The sequence below is a fragment of the Oleiagrimonas citrea genome (assembly GCF_012395255.1).
Lineage (GTDB): Bacteria > Pseudomonadota > Gammaproteobacteria > Xanthomonadales > Rhodanobacteraceae > Oleiagrimonas > Oleiagrimonas citrea.
Genome location: NZ_JAAZQD010000002.1, coordinates 119,018 through 136,453 on the forward strand (window position 1 = coordinate 119,018; position 17,436 = coordinate 136,453).

The following is a 17,436-nucleotide window of genomic DNA, read 5'->3' on the forward strand; positions in this document are numbered from 1 at the left end:
GCGGCCATGCCGCATTCAGCCGGATACCGCACCGCATCCCCGAATTGTCGCGGACCTCCGGTTCCAAATCGTACAGAAGGACATCCCATGACCCTGCAACTGAGCCTGGCCACCGGCGCTCCCGAATCCATCGACACGCCTTGCATCATCGTCGGCGTGTATACCACCGGCGTGCTGTCGGAAGCGGCCGAATCCATCGATGTCGCGTCCAAGGGTGCGATCAAGCGTCGCATCGACGGCGGTGACATCACCGGCAAGGTCGGCACCGTTCACAGCCTCTACGACCTCGACGGCGTGAAGGCCGAGCGCGTCATGGTGGTCGGCCTCGGCGTGAAGGCGGAATTCAACGCCAGCCGCTTCCAGCAAGCCTGCCTGGCGGCCGGCAAGACCGTCTCCGGGCTCTCCGTCGATCGCGCCGCCAGCTGGCTGAGCGCGCTCGACGTGCCGGGCAAGGACGCCGCCTGGCGCGTGCGCACCGCGGCGCTGGCCTTCGATCATGCCGCCTACCGCTACACGGCCACTTTCGAGGCCGGCGCCGAATCCAAGGACACCAAGCTGAAGTCGCTGGCGCTGGCCGGCGAAGGCCAGGACGCCGCGCTGGCGCAGGCCGAGGGCATGGCCGAGGGCGTGCGCTTCGCCCGTCATCTGGGCAACATGCCACCGAACATCTGCGTGCCGGCATGGCTCGCTGAGCAGGCCACCGAGTTCGCCAACGCCCACGACGGCGTCGACGTCGAAGTGCTCGAGCGCGAGCAGATGGAAGAGCTGGGCATGCACTCGCTGCTGGCCGTGGCGCGCGGTTCGGCCAATGCGCCGCGCCTGATCGTGCTGAAGTGGAACGGCGGCAAGGACGGCGACAAGCCCTACGCTTTCGTCGGCAAGGGCGTCACCTTCGACGCCGGCGGCCTGAACATCAAGCCGACCGGTTCGATGGAAGAGATGAAGTTCGACATGTGCGGCGCGGCCGGCGTGCTCGGCGGCTTCGTCGCCGCGGTGAAGATGAAGCTGCCGGTGAACCTGGTCTGCGTGGTGCCCTCGGTCGAGAACATGACCGACGGCAACTCGTACCGCCCCAGCGACGTGCTGAACACCATGTCCGGCAAGACCGTCGAGGTGCTCAACACCGACGCCGAGGGCCGCCTGATCCTGTGCGACGCGCTGACCTATACGCAGCGTTTCGAGCCGCAGGTCATCATCGATGCCGCCACGCTGACCGGCGCCTGCGTGATCGCCCTGGGCAGCCACGCCACCGGCCTTATGAGCAAGCATGACGACCTGGCCGACGAACTGCTCGCCGCCGGCGAGAACACACTGGATCGCGCCTGGCGTCTGCCGCTGTGGGACGACTACCAGAAGATGCTGGAATCGGCCTTCGCCGACTTCGCCAACATCGGCGGCCGACCGGCCGGAGCGATCACGGCGGGCTGCTTCCTGTCGCGCTTCACGGAAGGCCAGCGCTGGGCGCACCTGGACATCGCCGGCACCGCCTGGGAATCGGGCCGCAAGGGACTGGCCAGCGGCCGCCCGGTGTCCCTGCTGGCGCAGTGGCTGATCGACCGCTGCCAGTAAGACCGAACGCGGACCGGGCGGCCATGCGCCCGGTCCGCATCACGGCGCCGCCGGTCGTGCGGCGCCGCTGTTATCCTCGACCGCTGTCCTCACCGCCACTCGCCGACCATCATGCCGCGCGCCGACTTTTACCTGATCGACAAGCCGCAATTCCGCGAGAATCCGCTGCTGCTGGTGTGCAAGCTCGCCCAGCACGCCTATTCGGCGCAGCAGCCGACGCTGATCCTGACTCGCGACTTCCCCCAAGCCGAGGCGCTGGACGGCGCACTGTGGGAATTCGACGAGGATGCCTTCATCCCGCATCAGCTGGCCGGTGACGAGGACGATGCCAACACCGCCGTGCTGATCGTGCCGCCGGGCGAGGAGACGGCCGACCGTCCGCTGGTCATCAATCTGCGCGACACCGTGCCGCCGGGCCGCTACGAACGCGTGCTGGAAGTGGTGGCCGCCGACCCGGACGCGCGCACCGGATCACGTGAACGCTGGCGCGAATATCAGCGACTGGGCTTCGAACTGCGCAAGCACGACATGTAGCACGGCCCGTCTGCGACTGGCACGGGCCGACGATCGGCGCCAGCCTCAGTCGAGCAAGGCCGCGAGCGCCGCCTGCAGCTGAGCGCCGCTGACCGGTTTGCGCAGGAAACCGTCCATGCCGGCAGCCCGCGCCCGCTCTTCCTCATCGCCACCCGAACGCGCCGTGATGGCGATGATCGGCAGGCGCGTGTCGGTCTCGCGATCACGCAGCATCCGCGCCACGCCGAAGCCGTCCAGCCCGGGAAGATCCAGATCCAGCAGCAGTGCGTCGAAGCGGCCGTTCTCGAGCTCGGCAAGGCCGGCCAGGCCGTCCGGCGCTCGGCGCACCCGGTGTCCGGAGGCCTCCAGCAACCCCTGGATCACGCCCGCAACGGTCGCGTCATCTTCGATCAGCAGCAGATTCCAGCTCTCCCCGGCCGTGGTCTCGTCCGCGGCCGCCACCGGCTCGGCCTCGACCACGGGCAGCGGCAGCCATACGCGGAACGTGCTGCCACGCGCGCTGGATTCCACCAGTTCGCAGCGTCCGTCCATCAGCTGCGTCAATTCCCGGCAGATCGCCAGCCCGAGCCCGCTCCCGGAACTGCGCTGCGGACTGTCGGCCTGCTCGTAACGCTGGAACAGGCGCTTGCGATCCTTGTCGGAAATGCCGGGACCTGTATCGGAAACCGTGATGGCCAGACCGTTGTTCACCCAGTCCATCGCCAGCTCGACCCCGCCACTCGCGGTGAACTTCAGGGCGTTGTTGACCAGATTCAGCAGGATCTGCTTGATGCGCAAGGCGTCGCCCCGCACCTGCACGGGCACGTTCTCGCCCATGCGCGAGGCCAGCGTCAGCCCCTTGTCGCCGGCCACCGCACGCTCCAGCTGCAGCACATCGCCGAGCACATCGCGCGGGTCGAACGCCGCGACATCCAGCTCCAACCGCCCGGCCTCGATGCGCGCCATGTCGAGCGCCTCGTTGACCAGCCGCAACAGCAATGTGCCCGAGCGCTGGATGGCCTCGGCGTATTCGCGCTGACGCGTTTGCAGCGGGGAACGCAGTAACAGCTCGGCCATGCCCAGCACACCGGTCATCGGTGTACGAATCTCGTGTCCCAGCGTGGCCAGGAAACTGGTCTTCGCGGCGCTGGCCTGCTCGGCCATGGCACGTTCGCGCTCGGCCAACTGCATGCGATGACGCTGCTCGATGCGCCGTCGCACAAGATGCAGCACGGCGTAGAACAACAGGACGACGAGCATCGCGTAGATCGCCCACGCCCACCATGTCAGCCACGGCGGACGATCGACCTGGATCGACAAGGGCGGCAATCCCGCCCAGACATCTCCAGGACCGGAAGCCTGGATGTGCAGCTTGTAATCCCCGTGCGAGAGTCCGGTGAAATCGCGCTCGCCGCGATTGCCCGTATCGACCCATCCGGAATCCAGCCCCTGCAGACGGAAACGGTAATGGTTGCGCGACGGATCGAGATACGACAACGCCTGCACCGCGACGTGCAGCTCGCGGTCGTTCCAGCGCAGATGCAGCGCGTGCCCGTCGACGGGCATGGCGTGCAGATGCCCGTCACGCTTGACCGTAATCCGCGTCAGCATGAGACGCGGGACATGCGCCTTGTCGTGCATGTCCCGCGGATTCCAGCCAACCACGCCGCGGATGGTGCCCGCGAACAGACTTCCATCGGGCATATGCAGCAGACGCCGTGCAATGAATTCCGGATCCGGGAGTCCGTCCTCGACGCCATAGGAATGAAAGGTTCTTGATACCGGCGAATAACTCCACAGTCCGGTACGGCTGATCATCCATATGCGCCCGCCGGCACCGCGCGCCATGTCCACGACGCTGATCTCCGGCCAGCCCTCGGCCAGACCGATCACATCATCGCGTATCGCATCGCCATCCGACTCCAGCCGATAGTGCTCGAGCGCGTCCTGACGCACGACCCAGAGACCCTTGGCCCCGAATGCGAAGCTGAAGATGCGTCCCGGCCCCACACCCGGAACATCGACGAACTCATCGCCTCGAGCGTTCAGTCGAGCCAGTCCCCCCATGCTCGAACGCCAGACCCGGCCCGCGTGATAGGCCAGTTTGGTCACGTCACGGTCGGCCGTGGTGCCATCGCGTGTCCCGATCGCGCGGACCTTCAGCGTGGTCCGGTCCACGCGCACCACACCGCCGGATGTCATGCTCACGAACGCGTTGCCGCCGGCATCGACCACGATGCGATTGACGCCGTCGCGCATGCGGCTCGGATTCACCGCATGCATGCGTCCCCCCCGGTACAGGGACAGCCCATTGGTATGACCGAGCCACAGCGCGTCATGCCCGGCATCGGCCAGTCCCGTCACGCCCTCGTGGCCCAGGTCGGTGCGGAAGTGCTTCACCTTGCCCGTGGCCAGGTCGATGCTATCCAACACCCCATCCTGGCCGCCGACGAACAGCCTGCCTTGCCAGTGCCCCAGTGAAATCACCCGGTTGGTTGCAATGCTGTCTGCGCTTCCCGGTCGATGACGGAATACGGAAAACTGTCGCCAGTTCGGCCCCAGATAGGCCACGCCATTGTCACGCGTGGCAGCCCAGAGCCCTCCCTCCTGATCCACCATGATCTTCAACACAAGCGCGCCGGGCGCCGTATCGGGCGCATCCTGATGCAAGGGAAAACGACGATGACGCCCGTTCGCGCCAACCCAGACCATGCCGTCCGACATGCCCAGCCAGAGACTGCCGTCCTCGCTGGCCGTCATGCTGAAGATCGGATGCTGTTGCGTGACGCCCACGTACGCGGGCCGTGCCTCCTCGTCCCCGCCCAACACGAACAGCCCCTTGCTGGTGGACAGGTAGCACTGCTTTCCGTGCCTGTCGATGCTCCACACGCGCGGAGCCTGCTTCAGCCCGATGAATGAAATGTGCTCGATACGCCCGTTCGGCTGCACACGATCCAGGCCGCGCAAACTACCGACCAGCACGGAGCCATCCTCGGCCACGTGAAGAGAGAGCACGATGTCCGAGGCCAGACTCTGCGGATCTCCACTCCGATGACGGAAATGTTCGATGTGCCCGTCCGGGCGCAGACGATCCAGTCCCTTGGTGTAGACGCTGACCCAGATCGAACCGTCCTTGCCCTCGGCCAGAGCGCCGACATCGTCGCCGGCCAGGCTGTCCGGGTTGCCATCTTCGTGCCGCCAGGTTCGAAAATCGCCGGTCGCGGGGCGATAGAGATTCAAGCCGGTGCCCTCCCCCCCCACCCACAGCCGCTGTCGATGATCGACCAGCAACGCGGAAACATCGTTGGCAGGCAGCGAATGCGCCTGGCGGGGGTCGTGCCGAAAAACCCGGAAGTGGGCGCTGTCGAACCGCACCAGTCCGTTGTTCGTGCCCATCCAGATCACGCCTCGCGCGTCCTGCGCCATGGTGTAGACGAAGCTGCTGGGCAAACCGTCGGCCACACCGTAGTAGCGGAACTGGGGCGTCGGAATCGGGCGTATCCGCGTGGTCTTCGCCGCATCCGTGGACGGCGGCAGCGAGGCATGCGCAAACGGCGCCATGAGCGACGCAGAAATCAGAATGGCGCAGAACAGCACGGCTCGAATCACCAAAATCCCCTCCTTGCGAATCCCCGTGTCCCCGATGGGACCACCGCGCGATGATAACGGCTGAAACGGCATCGCCGCATGCCGGCGCGCGCGCTCACCATCCGCACTTGCACCAGCGAGGGCAAATGCCAACCATGTCTCCATGAACCGCCGTTTCCGCCTTCTACTCGCGGCATTGGCCAGTGCCGCCCTGTTGTGGCTGCTGCTGGCTGCGGCCGAACGCGCGTTGCTGCTGGCGCAGCGCTTCCTCGCCCTGCCGCCGTGGCTGCAGTGGACGCTGGGCGTCGCCCTGGCCCTGTTCGCCGTGGCGGCGACCCTGATCGCCTGGAATCTGCTGCGTCCCCGACGGCGACCGCGGCGCTCCCGTACCGTCGAAGCGCCAACGCGCGAACATCTCGACGCGCGACTGGACCGCCTCGAAACCGACGGCGCCGGAACCGAATCCCTGCGCGCCGAACTGCGCGACCTGGATGCACGCGGCGCCAGCGGTCGCTTCTACGTGGCCGTATTCGGCGAAATCTCCACCGGAAAATCCAGCTTGATCGCTGCGCTCGCACCGAATGCAGCGCTTGCCACCGATGTGCGTGGCGGCACCACACGCAGCGTGCGTCATGTCGACACCGTGCTCGCCGATGGTTCGCGGGTCACGCTGGCCGATGTACCCGGCACTCGCGAAACCAGCGGCGAACTCCGCGAAACAATGGCCCGCGACGAGGCGCTTCGCGCACATGTAGTGATCTACCTGACCGATGGCGATCTCAACCGGAGCCAGGGCGAGGAACTGGCCTGGCTGGCCGATTTCGGCAAACCGCTGCTGCTGGCCCTGAACAAGACCGACCGGCTGTCGCGCGAGGAACGCGAGCAGGTGCTGGCCTCGCTACGCCGACGCGCACCGCAGGCCGACGCGGTGGTCGCCATCCGCGCCGGCGGCAGCGAACGCTTCGAACGGCGGCTGGTCGACGGCGGCAGCGAAATCGTCGAACGCCGCGCACCGGTCGACGTCGATGAACTCGTACAGACCCTCGAACACCTGCTGCACCGTTCTGCGCAACACCTGGAACCGGCACGCGAGCGCGCCGTGCTGGCGCGCGTGGATCGCGACGTCCACGAAGCGGAAGCCGCACTGCGCGGCAGGCAGGCCGAGGATGCCGTGCATCGCTACGCACGCCGCGCGGTGATCGGCGCGATGGCCGCTGTCGCGCCGGGCAGCGACCTGATCATCCAGGGCGCACTGGCGACGGGACTGGTCCGCGAGTTGTGCCGCATCCACGATGTCGCCGTCAGCGACGTGCAGATCGAGGCATTCCTCAAGCGCACACGCATGACCGTGCGCACCAGTGCCTCGCTGGTGCTGGCCATTGCCGGCAACGCGCTGAAGGCCTTCCCCGGCCTCGGCACACTGGGTGGTGGCGTACTGCACGCCTTCGCCTATGCGCTGATCTTCGACAGCCTCGGCAAGGCACTCGCGGCCACCCTGGCCGAACGCCACGCGCTGGACGCGAATGCCGCCGATGCACGGCTCAAGCAATGGCTGGGCGAAACCGGCAACGCGCGCCTGAAACGTCTGGCGAAGCTGACCGTCGACGCCGCGCGCAGCGACAACGACGCCAACGAATGAACGTACTGTTCGCCAAGCGCGTACTGGAAGCCCCCGCAACGATCCGCCACACTGACCGCACCATGTCGATCCGCCTCCGCCTCGCCAGTGTCCTGCTGCTTGCGCTGACTTCCGCCGGCGCACAGGCCGCATCGCATCTGTACCGGTTCGACCCGGTGCATTCACAGATATTCTTCAGCGTCAGCCACAACGGCTATTCGCATGCCATCGGTCGTCTGCACATCGCACGCGGCTGGCTGCGCTTCGATCCCGACGACTGGTCCACGGCAAAGACCGAACTGGACATCGATGTCGGCAGCGCCGACATGGGCGACGATGCCTGGAGCCGCACTGTTCAGGGAGCCAGCCTGCTCGATGCCAAGGCGCATCCCACGGCCCATTTCGTCAGCACTTCGGTCGAAAAGACCGGCGCGGACACCGGCCTGCTCGATGGCCGACTCACCCTGCGCGGCGTGACCCGCCCCGTGCAGATTCAGTTCCGCCTCAACCGCATCGGCGCGACCATCTTCGAGATGAAGACTGTGGCCGGCTTCTCCGGCAGCGCCCAGTTGGACCGCACCGATTTCGGCATCACGCGCAACCCCGGATCGATTGGCCGCCGGGTCACCGTGCGGCTGGAGATCGAGGCACAACGCGACACCGACGCACGCCGCCAGTACCGTCAGGAGACGTCCCATGCCACTGCGCAATGAGTCCGACCGCTGGGGCGCCGTGCCGCAGCTGTTCCACTGGCTGATCGTGCTGCTGATCCTGGGCCAGGGCGTGCTCGGCCTGGTCATGGTCGAACTGCCCAAGCGACCCAGCGTCTTCGCCGTCTACAACCTGCACAAATCGATCGGCCTGACGATTCTTGCGCTGGCCGTGCTGCGTCTGCTGTGGCGCGTCTTCGACCGCCGCCCGAAGCCGGTGCCGATGCCGCGCTGGCAGCATCTGGGCGCGGAGATCATGCACTGGGCACTGTACGTGCTGCTGTTCGCGGTACCGCTGTCGGGCTGGCTGTTCGACTCGGCCACCGGCCTGCGACCGCTGTTCTGGTGGGGCGTACTGCGCATGCCGAGCCTGACCGGCGGCGCCGCGCCGCATCTGCGCGAGCTGTTCGAGGAACTGCACGAAGTGCTGTTCTGGGCGCTCATCGCGCTGGCCGCGCTGCATGCCGCCGCCGCCATCAAGCACCATCTCATCGACCGCGACGACACTCTGCGCCGTATGTTGCCCGGATTCGGTGGCAAATCCCGTCGTCGCGCATCACGGAGTTCGTCCGCATGAAACGCCTTCTCCCCCTGTTTTTGCTCGCCACCCTGCCGCTGACCGCACACGCCGCAGACTGGAAGGTCGACGCAGCCCGGAGCACGCTCGGATTCTCCGGCAGCTACCAGGGCGACGCCTTCCACGGCGTGTTCAAGCAATTCGACGCCGCCATCCGCTACGACCCGCAGCATCTGGACGCGGCGAAGTTCGATGTCACGGTAAAACTGGCCAGCGTCGACACGCAGAGCGCCGAGCGCGACCAGACCCTGACCGGCAGCGACTTCTTCGACACCGGCGACTACGCGACGGCGCATTTCGTCACCACGGCCTTTCACCGCGCCGCCGACGGAAACGTCACGGCCGACGGCACCCTGGACCTGCACGGCGTGAAGAGGCCGGTCACGCTGAAGGTGACCTTCAAGACCAACGGCGGTGACGCCACGCTGGACGTGGATACCACGCTGAACCGTCTCGACTTCAAGTTGGGCGCCAGCGCGGACTGGGATGCGATCAGCAAGAAGATCCCGGTGCACGCCCATCTGCTGCTGCACGCCGGCTCTTGAAGCTGATCGATCGCCTCCGGAGTCTGTGGCATGGCGCGGATCGCGACGATCCGGCGCGTTCGCCCTCTTCCCCGGATGACGTGCAGGCCGATGCGCGCGTCGCCAGCAGCCTGCGAACGCTCCTCGACGATCCCGGAGTACCCGATGCCGTGCGCGCCGAACTCGCGCACGAATTCGAGCGCGTCGAGCACATGCTGGACAAGCTCGAACGCGGAGAACTGCATGTGGCCGTGTTCGGGCGCGTGTCCGCCGGCAAATCCGCACTCGGCAACGCCCTACTCGGCCACCAGGCCTTCCGCGTCGGCGTGCTGCATGGCACCACCACCCAGGCTGCCCACGCACCGCTGGACGAGGCTTCCGCGCCGGGCCTGGTGCTGATCGACACGCCCGGCATCAACGAACTGGACGGTGAGACACGCGAGCGCCTGGCGTTCGACGTGGCCGAAGTCAGCGATCTGGTGGTCTTCGTCGCCGATGCGGATCTCACCCGGGACGAACTGGATGCACTGACGTTGCTGGCCGGCACGCAACGCCCGCTGCTGCTGGCCCTGAACAAGACCGATCGCTACGGCGACGACGAGCTTCGCGACCTGCTCGAGCACCTGCGCACGAAGACCGCCGGACTGGTGCGCGCCGAGGATGTGATTCCCGTGGCCGCGCTGCCCGCACCGCAGCGCATCGTCGAGACCGACACCGACGGACACGAACACGTCACCAAGGCATCGCGTCCACCACAGGTCGCCGCCTTGCGCGAACGTCTCGTCTCCATCGCCGAGCGCGAGGGCAAAACGCTATCGGCCATCAATGCCGGCCTGTTCGCCGGGCGCCTCAGCGATCAGCTCACCGCGCGCATCGCCGAAACCCGCCGCGCGCTGGCGGCACGCGTGATTCGCCAGTACTGCATCGCCAAGGGCGTGGCGGTGGCGCTGAACCCGATTCCGGTCGCCGATCTGCTTGCCGCCGCAGGCCTGGACGCTGCGATGGTCGTGCAGCTCTCGCGCGTCTACGGCCTGCCGCTCACGCGCCGCGAATCGGGCCGGCTGGTCGCCACCATCTGCGCGCAACTGGCGGCGCTGATGGGCGCGATCTGGGGCGTGCAGCTGGTTTCTTCAGCGCTCAAGGGCCTCAGCGCGGGACTGTCGACCGTGGTCACGGCCGCCGCCCAGGGCGCACTGGCGTGGTATGCCACCGTGCTGATCGGCCGCGCTGCCGAGCAGTATCTGGTCAACGGCAAGAACTGGGGGGAACACGGCGCCAAGCGCGCCGTCGCCGACATCGTCGGCACACTGGATCGCGACTCGATCCTGCGCGAGGCACGCGAGGAAATCCTCAAGCGACTGAAGCAACGCGGGAAAACAAGATCCTGAAGGACACCGCCCATCACGCGACACAGACAAGGAAATCATCTCCGATGACCGGCACATCGATCTCCGACCAGATCAAGAGCAAGGGCATCCGCGAACGTGTCCAGCGCGGAAACCTGGAGACGGACATTCCGCAGCCACCGGGTTGCGACGTCGCCACTTGCCTGCACTATTCGTCGCTGGAACAAGGGCAGACCTGCCCTCAGCCGAACTGCGAAAAGCACAAGCGTGGCAAACGGTTGTAGGTGCTTCCACCTGCCGTCAAGCCGTACGGGCTTCGCGCGACACGCCGGGCAAGCGCTACGGAGTCACTTTCCGGCAACCAGGTTCTCAACGGCAACGGCATCGAACGGCCAGTCCAGCTCCCGCCCGCTGCTGGCATGACGCAGCACCGGCACACGCGTGCCGTAGCGCGCCTCCAGCGCCGCGTCGTCGTCCACCCAAAGGCTGACGAAATCGGGCGCGCGCGCCGCCGCCATCACCTCCAGCGCCTGGTCGCAGAGGTGGCAGTCGTCACGCTGGTAGAGAATCAGTTCGGGAGAACGGTTCATTCGAGGCCGGTAGTGCTCGTACAATCCCTATTTTAGCGAACCCGCCGGACCGCACGCATGGCTGTCAGCATTTTCGACCTGTTCAAGATCGGCATCGGGCCGTCCTCTTCGCATACCGTGGGGCCGATGCGCGCCGCCGCGCGTTTCGGCGAGCACTGGCTGCGCGATCACGGCCTGCTCGACAAGGTCGCGCGCGTGCGCTGCGAACTGCACGGCTCGCTGGCCATGACCGGCCGCGGCCACGGTACCGACAAGGCAGTGCTACTGGGCTTCGAGGGCGAGTGGCCGGACCGCGTCGACCCTGACGCCATCCCGGGCATTCTCGACCGCATCCGCGGAAGCGGCCACATCCGCCTGCTCGGCACCCACGAAATCGAGTTCAACGAAAAGCGCGACCTGGTGTTCAACAAGCGCCAGAAACTGCCGTTCCACACCAACGGCATGCGCTTCAAGGCCTTCGACGCCGACGGCAACGAGCTGGCCTGCCGCGAGTACTATTCCGTCGGCGGCGGATTCGTGGTCAACCACGACGAGGCCGCCGAAGACCGCATCGTCGCCGACACCACGCCGCAGCCGTACGAGTTCAACACCGGCGACGAGCTGCTGGCGCTGTGCGCCAAGCACGACATGTCCATCGCTGCGATCATGCTGGAGAACGAGAAGGTCTGGCGCAGCGAGGCCGAGATCCGCGAGGGTCTGCTGACCATCTGGCAGGCCATGCAGGACTGCGTCGCGCGCGGCGTGCGCTCGCCGGGCGAACTGCCTGGCGGCCTGCACGTGTCGCGCCGCGCACCGGCCATGTATGCCGAGCTGCGCGACCGCCCGGAAGCCTCGCTGAAGGACCCGCTGAGCATCCTCGACTGGGTGAATCTGTACGCGCTGGCGGTGAACGAGGAGAACGCGGCGGGTGGGCGCGTCGTCACCGCGCCGACCAACGGCGCGGCCGGCATCATCCCCGCCGTGCTGCACTACTACGACCGCTTCCAACCGCGCTCGGACGAGAACGGCGTGCTGGAATTCCTGCTCACCGCGGGCGCCATCGGCATCCTGTACAAGGAGAACGCCTCGATTTCCGGCGCCGAGGTCGGCTGCCAGGGCGAAGTCGGCGTGGCTTGCTCGATGGCTGCCGGCGGCCTCGCGGCGGCGCTGGGCGCGACGCCGAGCCAGGTCGAGAACGCCGCCGAGATCGGCATGGAGCACAATCTCGGCCTGACCTGCGACCCGATCGGCGGGCTGGTGCAGATCCCCTGCATCGAGCGCAACGCCATGGCCTCGGTGAAGGCAATCAACGCCAGCCGCATGGCGCTGCGTAGCGACGGCAAACACCGCGTGTCGCTGGACAAGGTGATCCGCACCATGCGCGACACCGGCCGCGACATGAAGGACAAGTACAAGGAAACCTCGCGCGGCGGTCTGGCCGTCAACGTCATCGAGTGTTGACGACGAGAACGGGCACACCTCCCGCTCTCTCTTTCATGACTGGTCCGCGCGATACCGCTACGACCTCACGTGTACGACCTCACGCGACGACCGGAATCCGCCCATGCCGCCGAACGTCGTCAACGCCCACTTGAGCTAGTCGGCACGCTCGACCCGCGCCCGGCCGGAGCGCTTGGCGCGATACAGCGCGGCGTCGGCGCGGCGCAGCAGGGTTCCGACGTCGTCGCCATGGCGCGCCCAGGCGACGCCAATGGAACAGGTCGCGCGCAGTTGCCGATCGCCATCGGTGTAGCACCCCTCCAGCAGCGTCGCGAAGCGGGGCGCCAGTTCGCCATCGCTGCTCAAACCCGGCCATACCGCCAGCAGCTCCTCGCCGCCGTAACGCCCCAATGACGCTTCGTCCGGAGCCAGTCGACGCAGTCGCTGCGCGCATTGGACCAACACCGCATCGCCGGTCAAATGTCCATACGTGTCGTTGATCTGCTTGAAGTGATCCAGATCGAACAGCACCACAGCCAATGGCCGCCCGTCTTCATGCATGCTCAGCAGCGCCTCGACCAGAATATCGACCACCGCGCCGCGGTTGAGCAGACCGGTCAGCGCATCGTGGCTGGCCTCGTGCTGCAGCGCCAGACGAGCCGCCTCCAACTCACGCTTGTCGGCTTCGAGTTCAGCGGTGCGATCGGCCACCATGCGCTCCAGTTGCCGCTGACGCCGCAACAGTTGCGCGTTGCGCAGACGCCAGGTCAGCAACAGCGTGATCAACGCCAGCAGCACGTAGCCCGCACGCGCCCATCCCGTGCGCCACCAAGGCGGCACAATGACAAAATCGAACGACCATGTCGGTGAGAGCAGGCGCAGACCTGGGTCGGCCACGCGTGCCTGGAAGCGATACCGGCCGGGCGCCAGCGCCGCGTAGCGCAATTGGCGCGAAACCGAGGTATCCCACGCGCGGGCATCGGCTTCTTCATCACTCGACAGCAGTCGGTATTCGATACGAGCCGCTCCCGCATGCACGTCGCTCGTGGTCGCCAGCGCTATGGTCAGCGCCTGGCGACTCCATGGCCACGAACCGGACTGTCCCGGCACCAGACGCTGCGACCCGTACTGCACCTGCAGTGCCGACGGTGCGCGAAGCATGACGCGATGCCTGCGCTGCGGATGCAGCAGATGCGAAACACCGCCACTGGTACCGAACCAGATCGAACCGTCGCGATCCTGGTGGAACGCATGCGCCGACATGTCGTCCCAGACCAGGCCGTCGTTGCGATCGTAGCGTCGCCAGTCACGGCCATCGTAGCGATCCAGGCCGTCCGCGCTGGACACCCACAACTGACCGGAACGATCCACCGCCAGCGAATACACCAGGCTGTGCTGCAGCAATGCATCGTTCACACTGTGCAGATGCAATGCGCCCGGCCTGTCGGGATGCGTCCAGTACAAGCCGCCCGCCACCGGCGCCAGCCACAGACGGCCATCGCCCGTCCGCGCCACATCCGCGAAGCCCCCTTCGGGCATGGGCGTCACCGTGCGCATGCGCTCGAACCGTCCCTGCCGGAAACGCAGCAGACCCCGGCTGGTGGCGAACCACAGACCACCGCCCGTGGCGCTCGCCGCCCCCATGTAGCGGGTGTCCTCGGGCAGACCGGTCTCCTCGCGCCGCACCTGCGGCTGCGGTGCATCCACGTCGTCGATCCGCCACAGGCTGCCGTGCGTGCCGAACCAGAGACGTCCCTGCGCATCGAACAGGGCGAACTTCGCCCAGCCCGCATTCCGAACGACTTGCTGCGCGCGCTTCGTGTCCAGGTCGTAGCGCACCACGATGCCCCGATTGAACAGGATCCACATGCGCCGCCCCTGCGGCAGCAGCGCAATGGCGTCGACCCAGTCGCGCCGGCGCAGCGCACTGGGCCACGGCGTGAGTCGCGTGGCACCGGGCTCGAGCAAGTTCCCATGGCGTTGATTGCCCAGCCAGAGTCGCCCGTCACCATCGCGCGCGATGGCCCAGGTCGGCGCGCTGTCCAGGCCCTGCGCACCCAGCCAGTTCTGGAATCGCCCATACCCGCGCCAGCGCAGTACGCCGCGCCCGCCCGTGGCCAGCCATACCGCCCCGGAGGGATCGAACACCAGATCGCGGATCTGCGCCGATTGCAGCCGACGGTCGTCCGCGAATTGCGTCCAGCCTTTCCCGTCCCAGCGGCTGATGTGACCGGCCGTCCCCGCCAGTACACGGCCCTGACTGTCGTTGTCGATCACCTCGACCGGGTCCGTGCTGTCGATGGCCCGGAAGCGGTCGCTGCCGGCCGTCAGGCGCAGCAGATGGTGCATGCCGCCGACCCACAACTCGCCATGATCGTCGCGATGGAATGTGATCCACTGATCCGCGGGCACGCCATTGTCGACACCCCAGACCGACTGCTCGCCGTCTGCGGTTCGCGTGCACAACTGCGGCCCGCAAGTCGTCCACAGACGACCATGCAGCCACAGCACCGGCCCATCGGTCAGCACGCCCGGACGCAGAGCCCTCGGCCACGCCACCGGCTGCACGCGCCCACTGGCCTCGACGTGTACCAGACGACGCTGATGCCGAACATAAACGCCCTGCGCGCCATCGCCGGCAATCCGGCGCAAATCGTCGACGGGCACATCGGCCACGGCTTCGACCCGGCCGTCACGCCAGACATACAGGCCTTGCGATGCGCCGATCCAGATGCGCCCGTCATTCGCCTGATACAGGTCATTCACGCGCAAGGGCGCGCGCACGCCGTCCTCGACAGGCACGAATTCGCGCCCATCGTAGCGATACAGTCCTTTGTCGGTACCGACCCACAGCACGCCCTGGCGATCGCGCAGCAGCACATTGGCCGCCAGACTGCGCAACCCCTGTTCCCGCGTGAAGGATTGCATCGCGACAATGCGCGTTTCGCCGCTTGCGGCGCACACCCCGGGCACGGCCAGAAAGACCGCCAGCAGCGAGCCACCCAGCAGACCCGGATGCAACCAGACCCAACGTCCGGACGAATGCCCGATGCTATTCGAGCGCACTCGGCGCCATCGCCACCGCATGTACGAAACCCTCATTCCGCCGCTGTCGTCGGCGAAGTGACGGTATCCGTTCCCGATACTGTCGCCCGGACGTCATTGTGCCCGATGCGAACGGGTCCCGCCTATCGCGAGCCGGTGCTTGCCATGACCTGCGGCACGGGACAGATGGCCGAGTCTCTGGAAGAATGGCTCGATTTGTGTCCCACGATCGCCCCGGCGACGGAAACCAAGGAACGCGCATGACCCAAGACTCCTCGATCCGCCGCGACGTCGGCCCCTGGGCGCTGATGTTCACCGGCCTGGGTTCCATCATCGGCTCGGGCTGGCTGTTCGGCGCCTGGAATGCCGCCAGGCTGGCCGGCCCCGGCGCCATCTGGGCCTGGCTGCTGGGCGCGGCGATCATCATGACCATCGCCCTGACCTACGCCGAACTGGGCGCGATGTTTCCGGAAACCGGCGGCATGGTGCGCTACGGCCACTACTCGCACGGCTCACTGGTCGGCTTCATCGCCGCCTGGGCCAACTGGATCGCCATCGTCTCGGTGATTCCGGTCGAGGCCGAAGCCTCGATCCAGTACATGGCCGGCTGGGACGGCGACTGGGTCGGAAACTGGGTCCACGACCTGTACAACGCGCACACGGACACGCTCAGCCACCTGGGCCTGACCTTCACGGCGATCCTGATCGTGGTGTATTTCCTGCTGAACTACTGGAGCGTGAAGCTCTTCGCGCGTTCCAACAGCGCCATCACCATCGTCAAGATGATCATTCCGGTGGCCACCGGCGTCGCCCTGATCGCCAGCGGTTTCGATCACGCCAACTTCAACGTGGGCGTGCACGGCGGCACCCACACCAACGACTTCGCCGCCATCCTGACCGCCGTCGCCACCGCCGGCATCGTGTTCAGCTTCAACGGCTTCCAGAGCCCGGTGAACCTGGCCGGCGAAGCACGCAACCCGGGGCGCAGCATTCCCTTCGCCATCGTCGGCGCGATCATCCTGGCCACGATCATCTACGTGCTGCTGCAGGTCGCCTACATCGGCGCGGTGCCGTCCGAACTGCTGGCCAAGGCCGGCTGGCACGGCATCAACCTCAGCTCGCCGTTCGCCGACCTGGCCAAGATCCTGGGTCTGCAGTGGCTGGCCACGATGCTGTTCGCCGACGCCTTCGTCAGCCCCAGCGGCACCGGCATGACGTATACCGCTTCCACCGCGCGCATGATCTACGGCATGGAGCGCAACGGCACGCTGCCGAAGATCTTCGGCCGCATCCACCCCAAGTGGGGCGTGCCGCGTCCGGCCATGTGGCTGAACCTGGTGGTGGCCTTCATCTTCCTGTTCTTCTTCCGCGGCTGGGATTCGCTGGCGGCGGTGATCTCGGTGGCAACGATCATTTCCTACCTGACCGGTCCGGTCAGCGTGATGACGCTGCGCCGCACCGCGCCGGAATTGCACCGCCCGTTCCGCCTGCACGGCCTTTCGATCATCGCCGGCATCGCCTTCATCATGTCCGCCGAACTGCTGTACTGGGCCAAGTGGCCGCTGACCGGCCAGATCATCCTGCTGATCGTGGCTGCGCTGCCGCTGTATCTGTACTACCAGCACAAGCACGGCTGGCACGATTTCGGACGACAGATGAAGGGCGCCTGGTGGCTGGTCGGTTACCTGATCTCCCTGGCCGTGGTGTCCTACCTCGGCAGCACCCAGTTCGGCGGCCGGAACTACATCCCCTACGGCTGGGATCTCGCCGTGGTCGCCGTCATCGGCCTGGTGTTCTTCCTGTGGGGCGTGAAGTCCGGTTGGCGCACGCCTTCCGTGGAAGCCATCCGCATCGAGGCGCACGAGCATCCGGACGCCATCCTGGTGCCGCCGGAGGAAGACGAGGCCGAAGCCATCGTCGCGCACAAGCACTGATCG

At 66.7% G+C, this 17,436-nt stretch carries 13 protein-coding genes; 10 read left to right on the forward strand and 3 right to left on the reverse strand.

Translation table 11 applies throughout. The features are described from left to right. The first annotated feature begins 87 nt into the window (after positions 1–87). A complete protein-coding gene (locus HF690_RS04525) occupies positions 88–1,569 on the forward strand; it encodes a leucyl aminopeptidase (RefSeq protein WP_168608610.1) in 1,482 nt (493 codons plus the stop codon). A 111-nt stretch (positions 1,570–1,680) separates the two neighbouring features. Continuing rightward, on the forward strand, positions 1,681–2,103 hold the full coding sequence (locus HF690_RS04530) for a DNA polymerase III subunit chi (protein WP_168608611.1): 423 nt from the start codon (positions 1,681–1,683) through the stop codon (positions 2,101–2,103). A 45-nt stretch (positions 2,104–2,148) separates the two neighbouring features. Here HF690_RS04530 and HF690_RS04535 read toward each other — a convergent pair whose 3' ends face one another. After that, complete coding sequence (locus tag HF690_RS04535) at positions 2,149–5,691, reverse strand: ATP-binding protein (protein WP_168608612.1); 3,543 nt, start codon at positions 5,689–5,691, stop codon at positions 2,149–2,151. Between the two features lie 142 nt (positions 5,692–5,833). Here HF690_RS04535 and HF690_RS04540 point away from each other — a divergent pair, with 142 nt between their 5' ends. The 6 genes from HF690_RS04540 to HF690_RS04565 are packed head-to-tail and all read left to right on the forward strand — an operon-like array spanning position 5,834 to position 10,729. After that, positions 5,834–7,309: a GTPase gene (locus HF690_RS04540; protein ID WP_168608613.1), complete on the forward strand. Its 1,476-nt coding sequence runs from the start codon at positions 5,834–5,836 to the stop codon at positions 7,307–7,309. Next, entirely contained in the window at positions 7,306–8,001 is a 696-nt protein-coding gene (locus HF690_RS04545; protein ID WP_240151587.1) for a YceI family protein, read from the forward strand. The genes HF690_RS04540 and HF690_RS04545 overlap by 4 nt, the downstream gene beginning before the upstream one ends. Continuing rightward, the gene (locus HF690_RS04550; RefSeq protein ID WP_168608614.1) at positions 7,985–8,575 is read left to right on the forward strand and encodes a cytochrome b; all 591 of its coding nucleotides are present in this window, start codon (positions 7,985–7,987) and stop codon (positions 8,573–8,575) included. The genes HF690_RS04545 and HF690_RS04550 overlap by 17 nt, the downstream gene beginning before the upstream one ends. Further along, a complete protein-coding gene (locus HF690_RS04555; protein ID WP_168608615.1) occupies positions 8,572–9,120 on the forward strand; it encodes a YceI family protein in 549 nt (182 codons plus the stop codon). The genes HF690_RS04550 and HF690_RS04555 overlap by 4 nt, the downstream gene beginning before the upstream one ends. Next, entirely contained in the window at positions 9,117–10,487 is a 1,371-nt protein-coding gene (locus tag HF690_RS04560; protein WP_240151588.1) for a GTP-binding protein, read from the forward strand. The genes HF690_RS04555 and HF690_RS04560 overlap by 4 nt, the downstream gene beginning before the upstream one ends. A 44-nt stretch (positions 10,488–10,531) precedes the next feature. After that, positions 10,532–10,729, forward strand: coding sequence for a hypothetical protein (locus HF690_RS04565; protein ID WP_168608616.1), 198 nt, complete (start codon positions 10,532–10,534; stop codon positions 10,727–10,729). A 63-nt stretch (positions 10,730–10,792) separates the two neighbouring features. Here the strand turns inward: HF690_RS04565 and HF690_RS04570 are convergent, their stop codons facing one another. Further along, positions 10,793–11,035, reverse strand: coding sequence for a glutaredoxin family protein (locus HF690_RS04570; RefSeq protein WP_168608617.1), 243 nt, complete (start codon positions 11,033–11,035; stop codon positions 10,793–10,795). A 57-nt stretch (positions 11,036–11,092) separates the two neighbouring features. Here HF690_RS04570 and HF690_RS04575 point away from each other — a divergent pair, with 57 nt between their 5' ends. Further along, entirely contained in the window at positions 11,093–12,475 is a 1,383-nt protein-coding gene (locus HF690_RS04575; RefSeq protein WP_168608618.1) for an L-serine ammonia-lyase, read from the forward strand. A 135-nt stretch (positions 12,476–12,610) separates the two neighbouring features. Here HF690_RS04575 and HF690_RS15215 read toward each other — a convergent pair whose 3' ends face one another. Continuing rightward, a complete protein-coding gene (locus HF690_RS15215) occupies positions 12,611–15,520 on the reverse strand; it encodes a diguanylate cyclase domain-containing protein (protein ID WP_168608619.1) in 2,910 nt (969 codons plus the stop codon). Positions 15,521–15,759: 239 nt separating this feature from the next. On the opposite strand from HF690_RS15215, the gene HF690_RS04585 reads away from it, so the two are divergent. After that, a complete protein-coding gene (locus HF690_RS04585; protein WP_168608620.1) occupies positions 15,760–17,433 on the forward strand; it encodes an APC family permease in 1,674 nt (557 codons plus the stop codon). The last annotated feature ends 3 nt before the right edge of the window (positions 17,434–17,436 follow it).

Excerpts from the sequence above, each read along its gene's own strand:
- HF690_RS04525 (WP_168608610.1), top strand. The coding sequence starts at position 88 with ATGACCCTGCAACTGAGCCTGGCCACCGGCGCTCCCGAATCCATCGAC.
- HF690_RS04530 (WP_168608611.1), top strand. The coding sequence starts at position 1,681 with ATGCCGCGCGCCGACTTTTACCTGATCGACAAGCCGCAATTCCGCGAG.
- HF690_RS04540 (WP_168608613.1), top strand. The coding sequence starts at position 5,834 with ATGAACCGCCGTTTCCGCCTTCTACTCGCGGCATTGGCCAGTGCCGCC.
- HF690_RS04545 (WP_240151587.1), top strand. The coding sequence starts at position 7,306 with ATGAACGTACTGTTCGCCAAGCGCGTACTGGAAGCCCCCGCAACGATC.
- HF690_RS04550 (WP_168608614.1), top strand. The coding sequence starts at position 7,985 with ATGCCACTGCGCAATGAGTCCGACCGCTGGGGCGCCGTGCCGCAGCTG.
- HF690_RS04555 (WP_168608615.1), top strand. The coding sequence starts at position 8,572 with ATGAAACGCCTTCTCCCCCTGTTTTTGCTCGCCACCCTGCCGCTGACC.
- HF690_RS04565 (WP_168608616.1), top strand. The coding sequence starts at position 10,532 with ATGACCGGCACATCGATCTCCGACCAGATCAAGAGCAAGGGCATCCGC.
- HF690_RS04570 (WP_168608617.1), bottom strand. The coding sequence starts at position 11,035 with ATGAACCGTTCTCCCGAACTGATTCTCTACCAGCGTGACGACTGCCAC.
- HF690_RS04575 (WP_168608618.1), top strand. The coding sequence starts at position 11,093 with ATGGCTGTCAGCATTTTCGACCTGTTCAAGATCGGCATCGGGCCGTCC.
- HF690_RS04585 (WP_168608620.1), top strand. The coding sequence starts at position 15,760 with ATGACCCAAGACTCCTCGATCCGCCGCGACGTCGGCCCCTGGGCGCTG.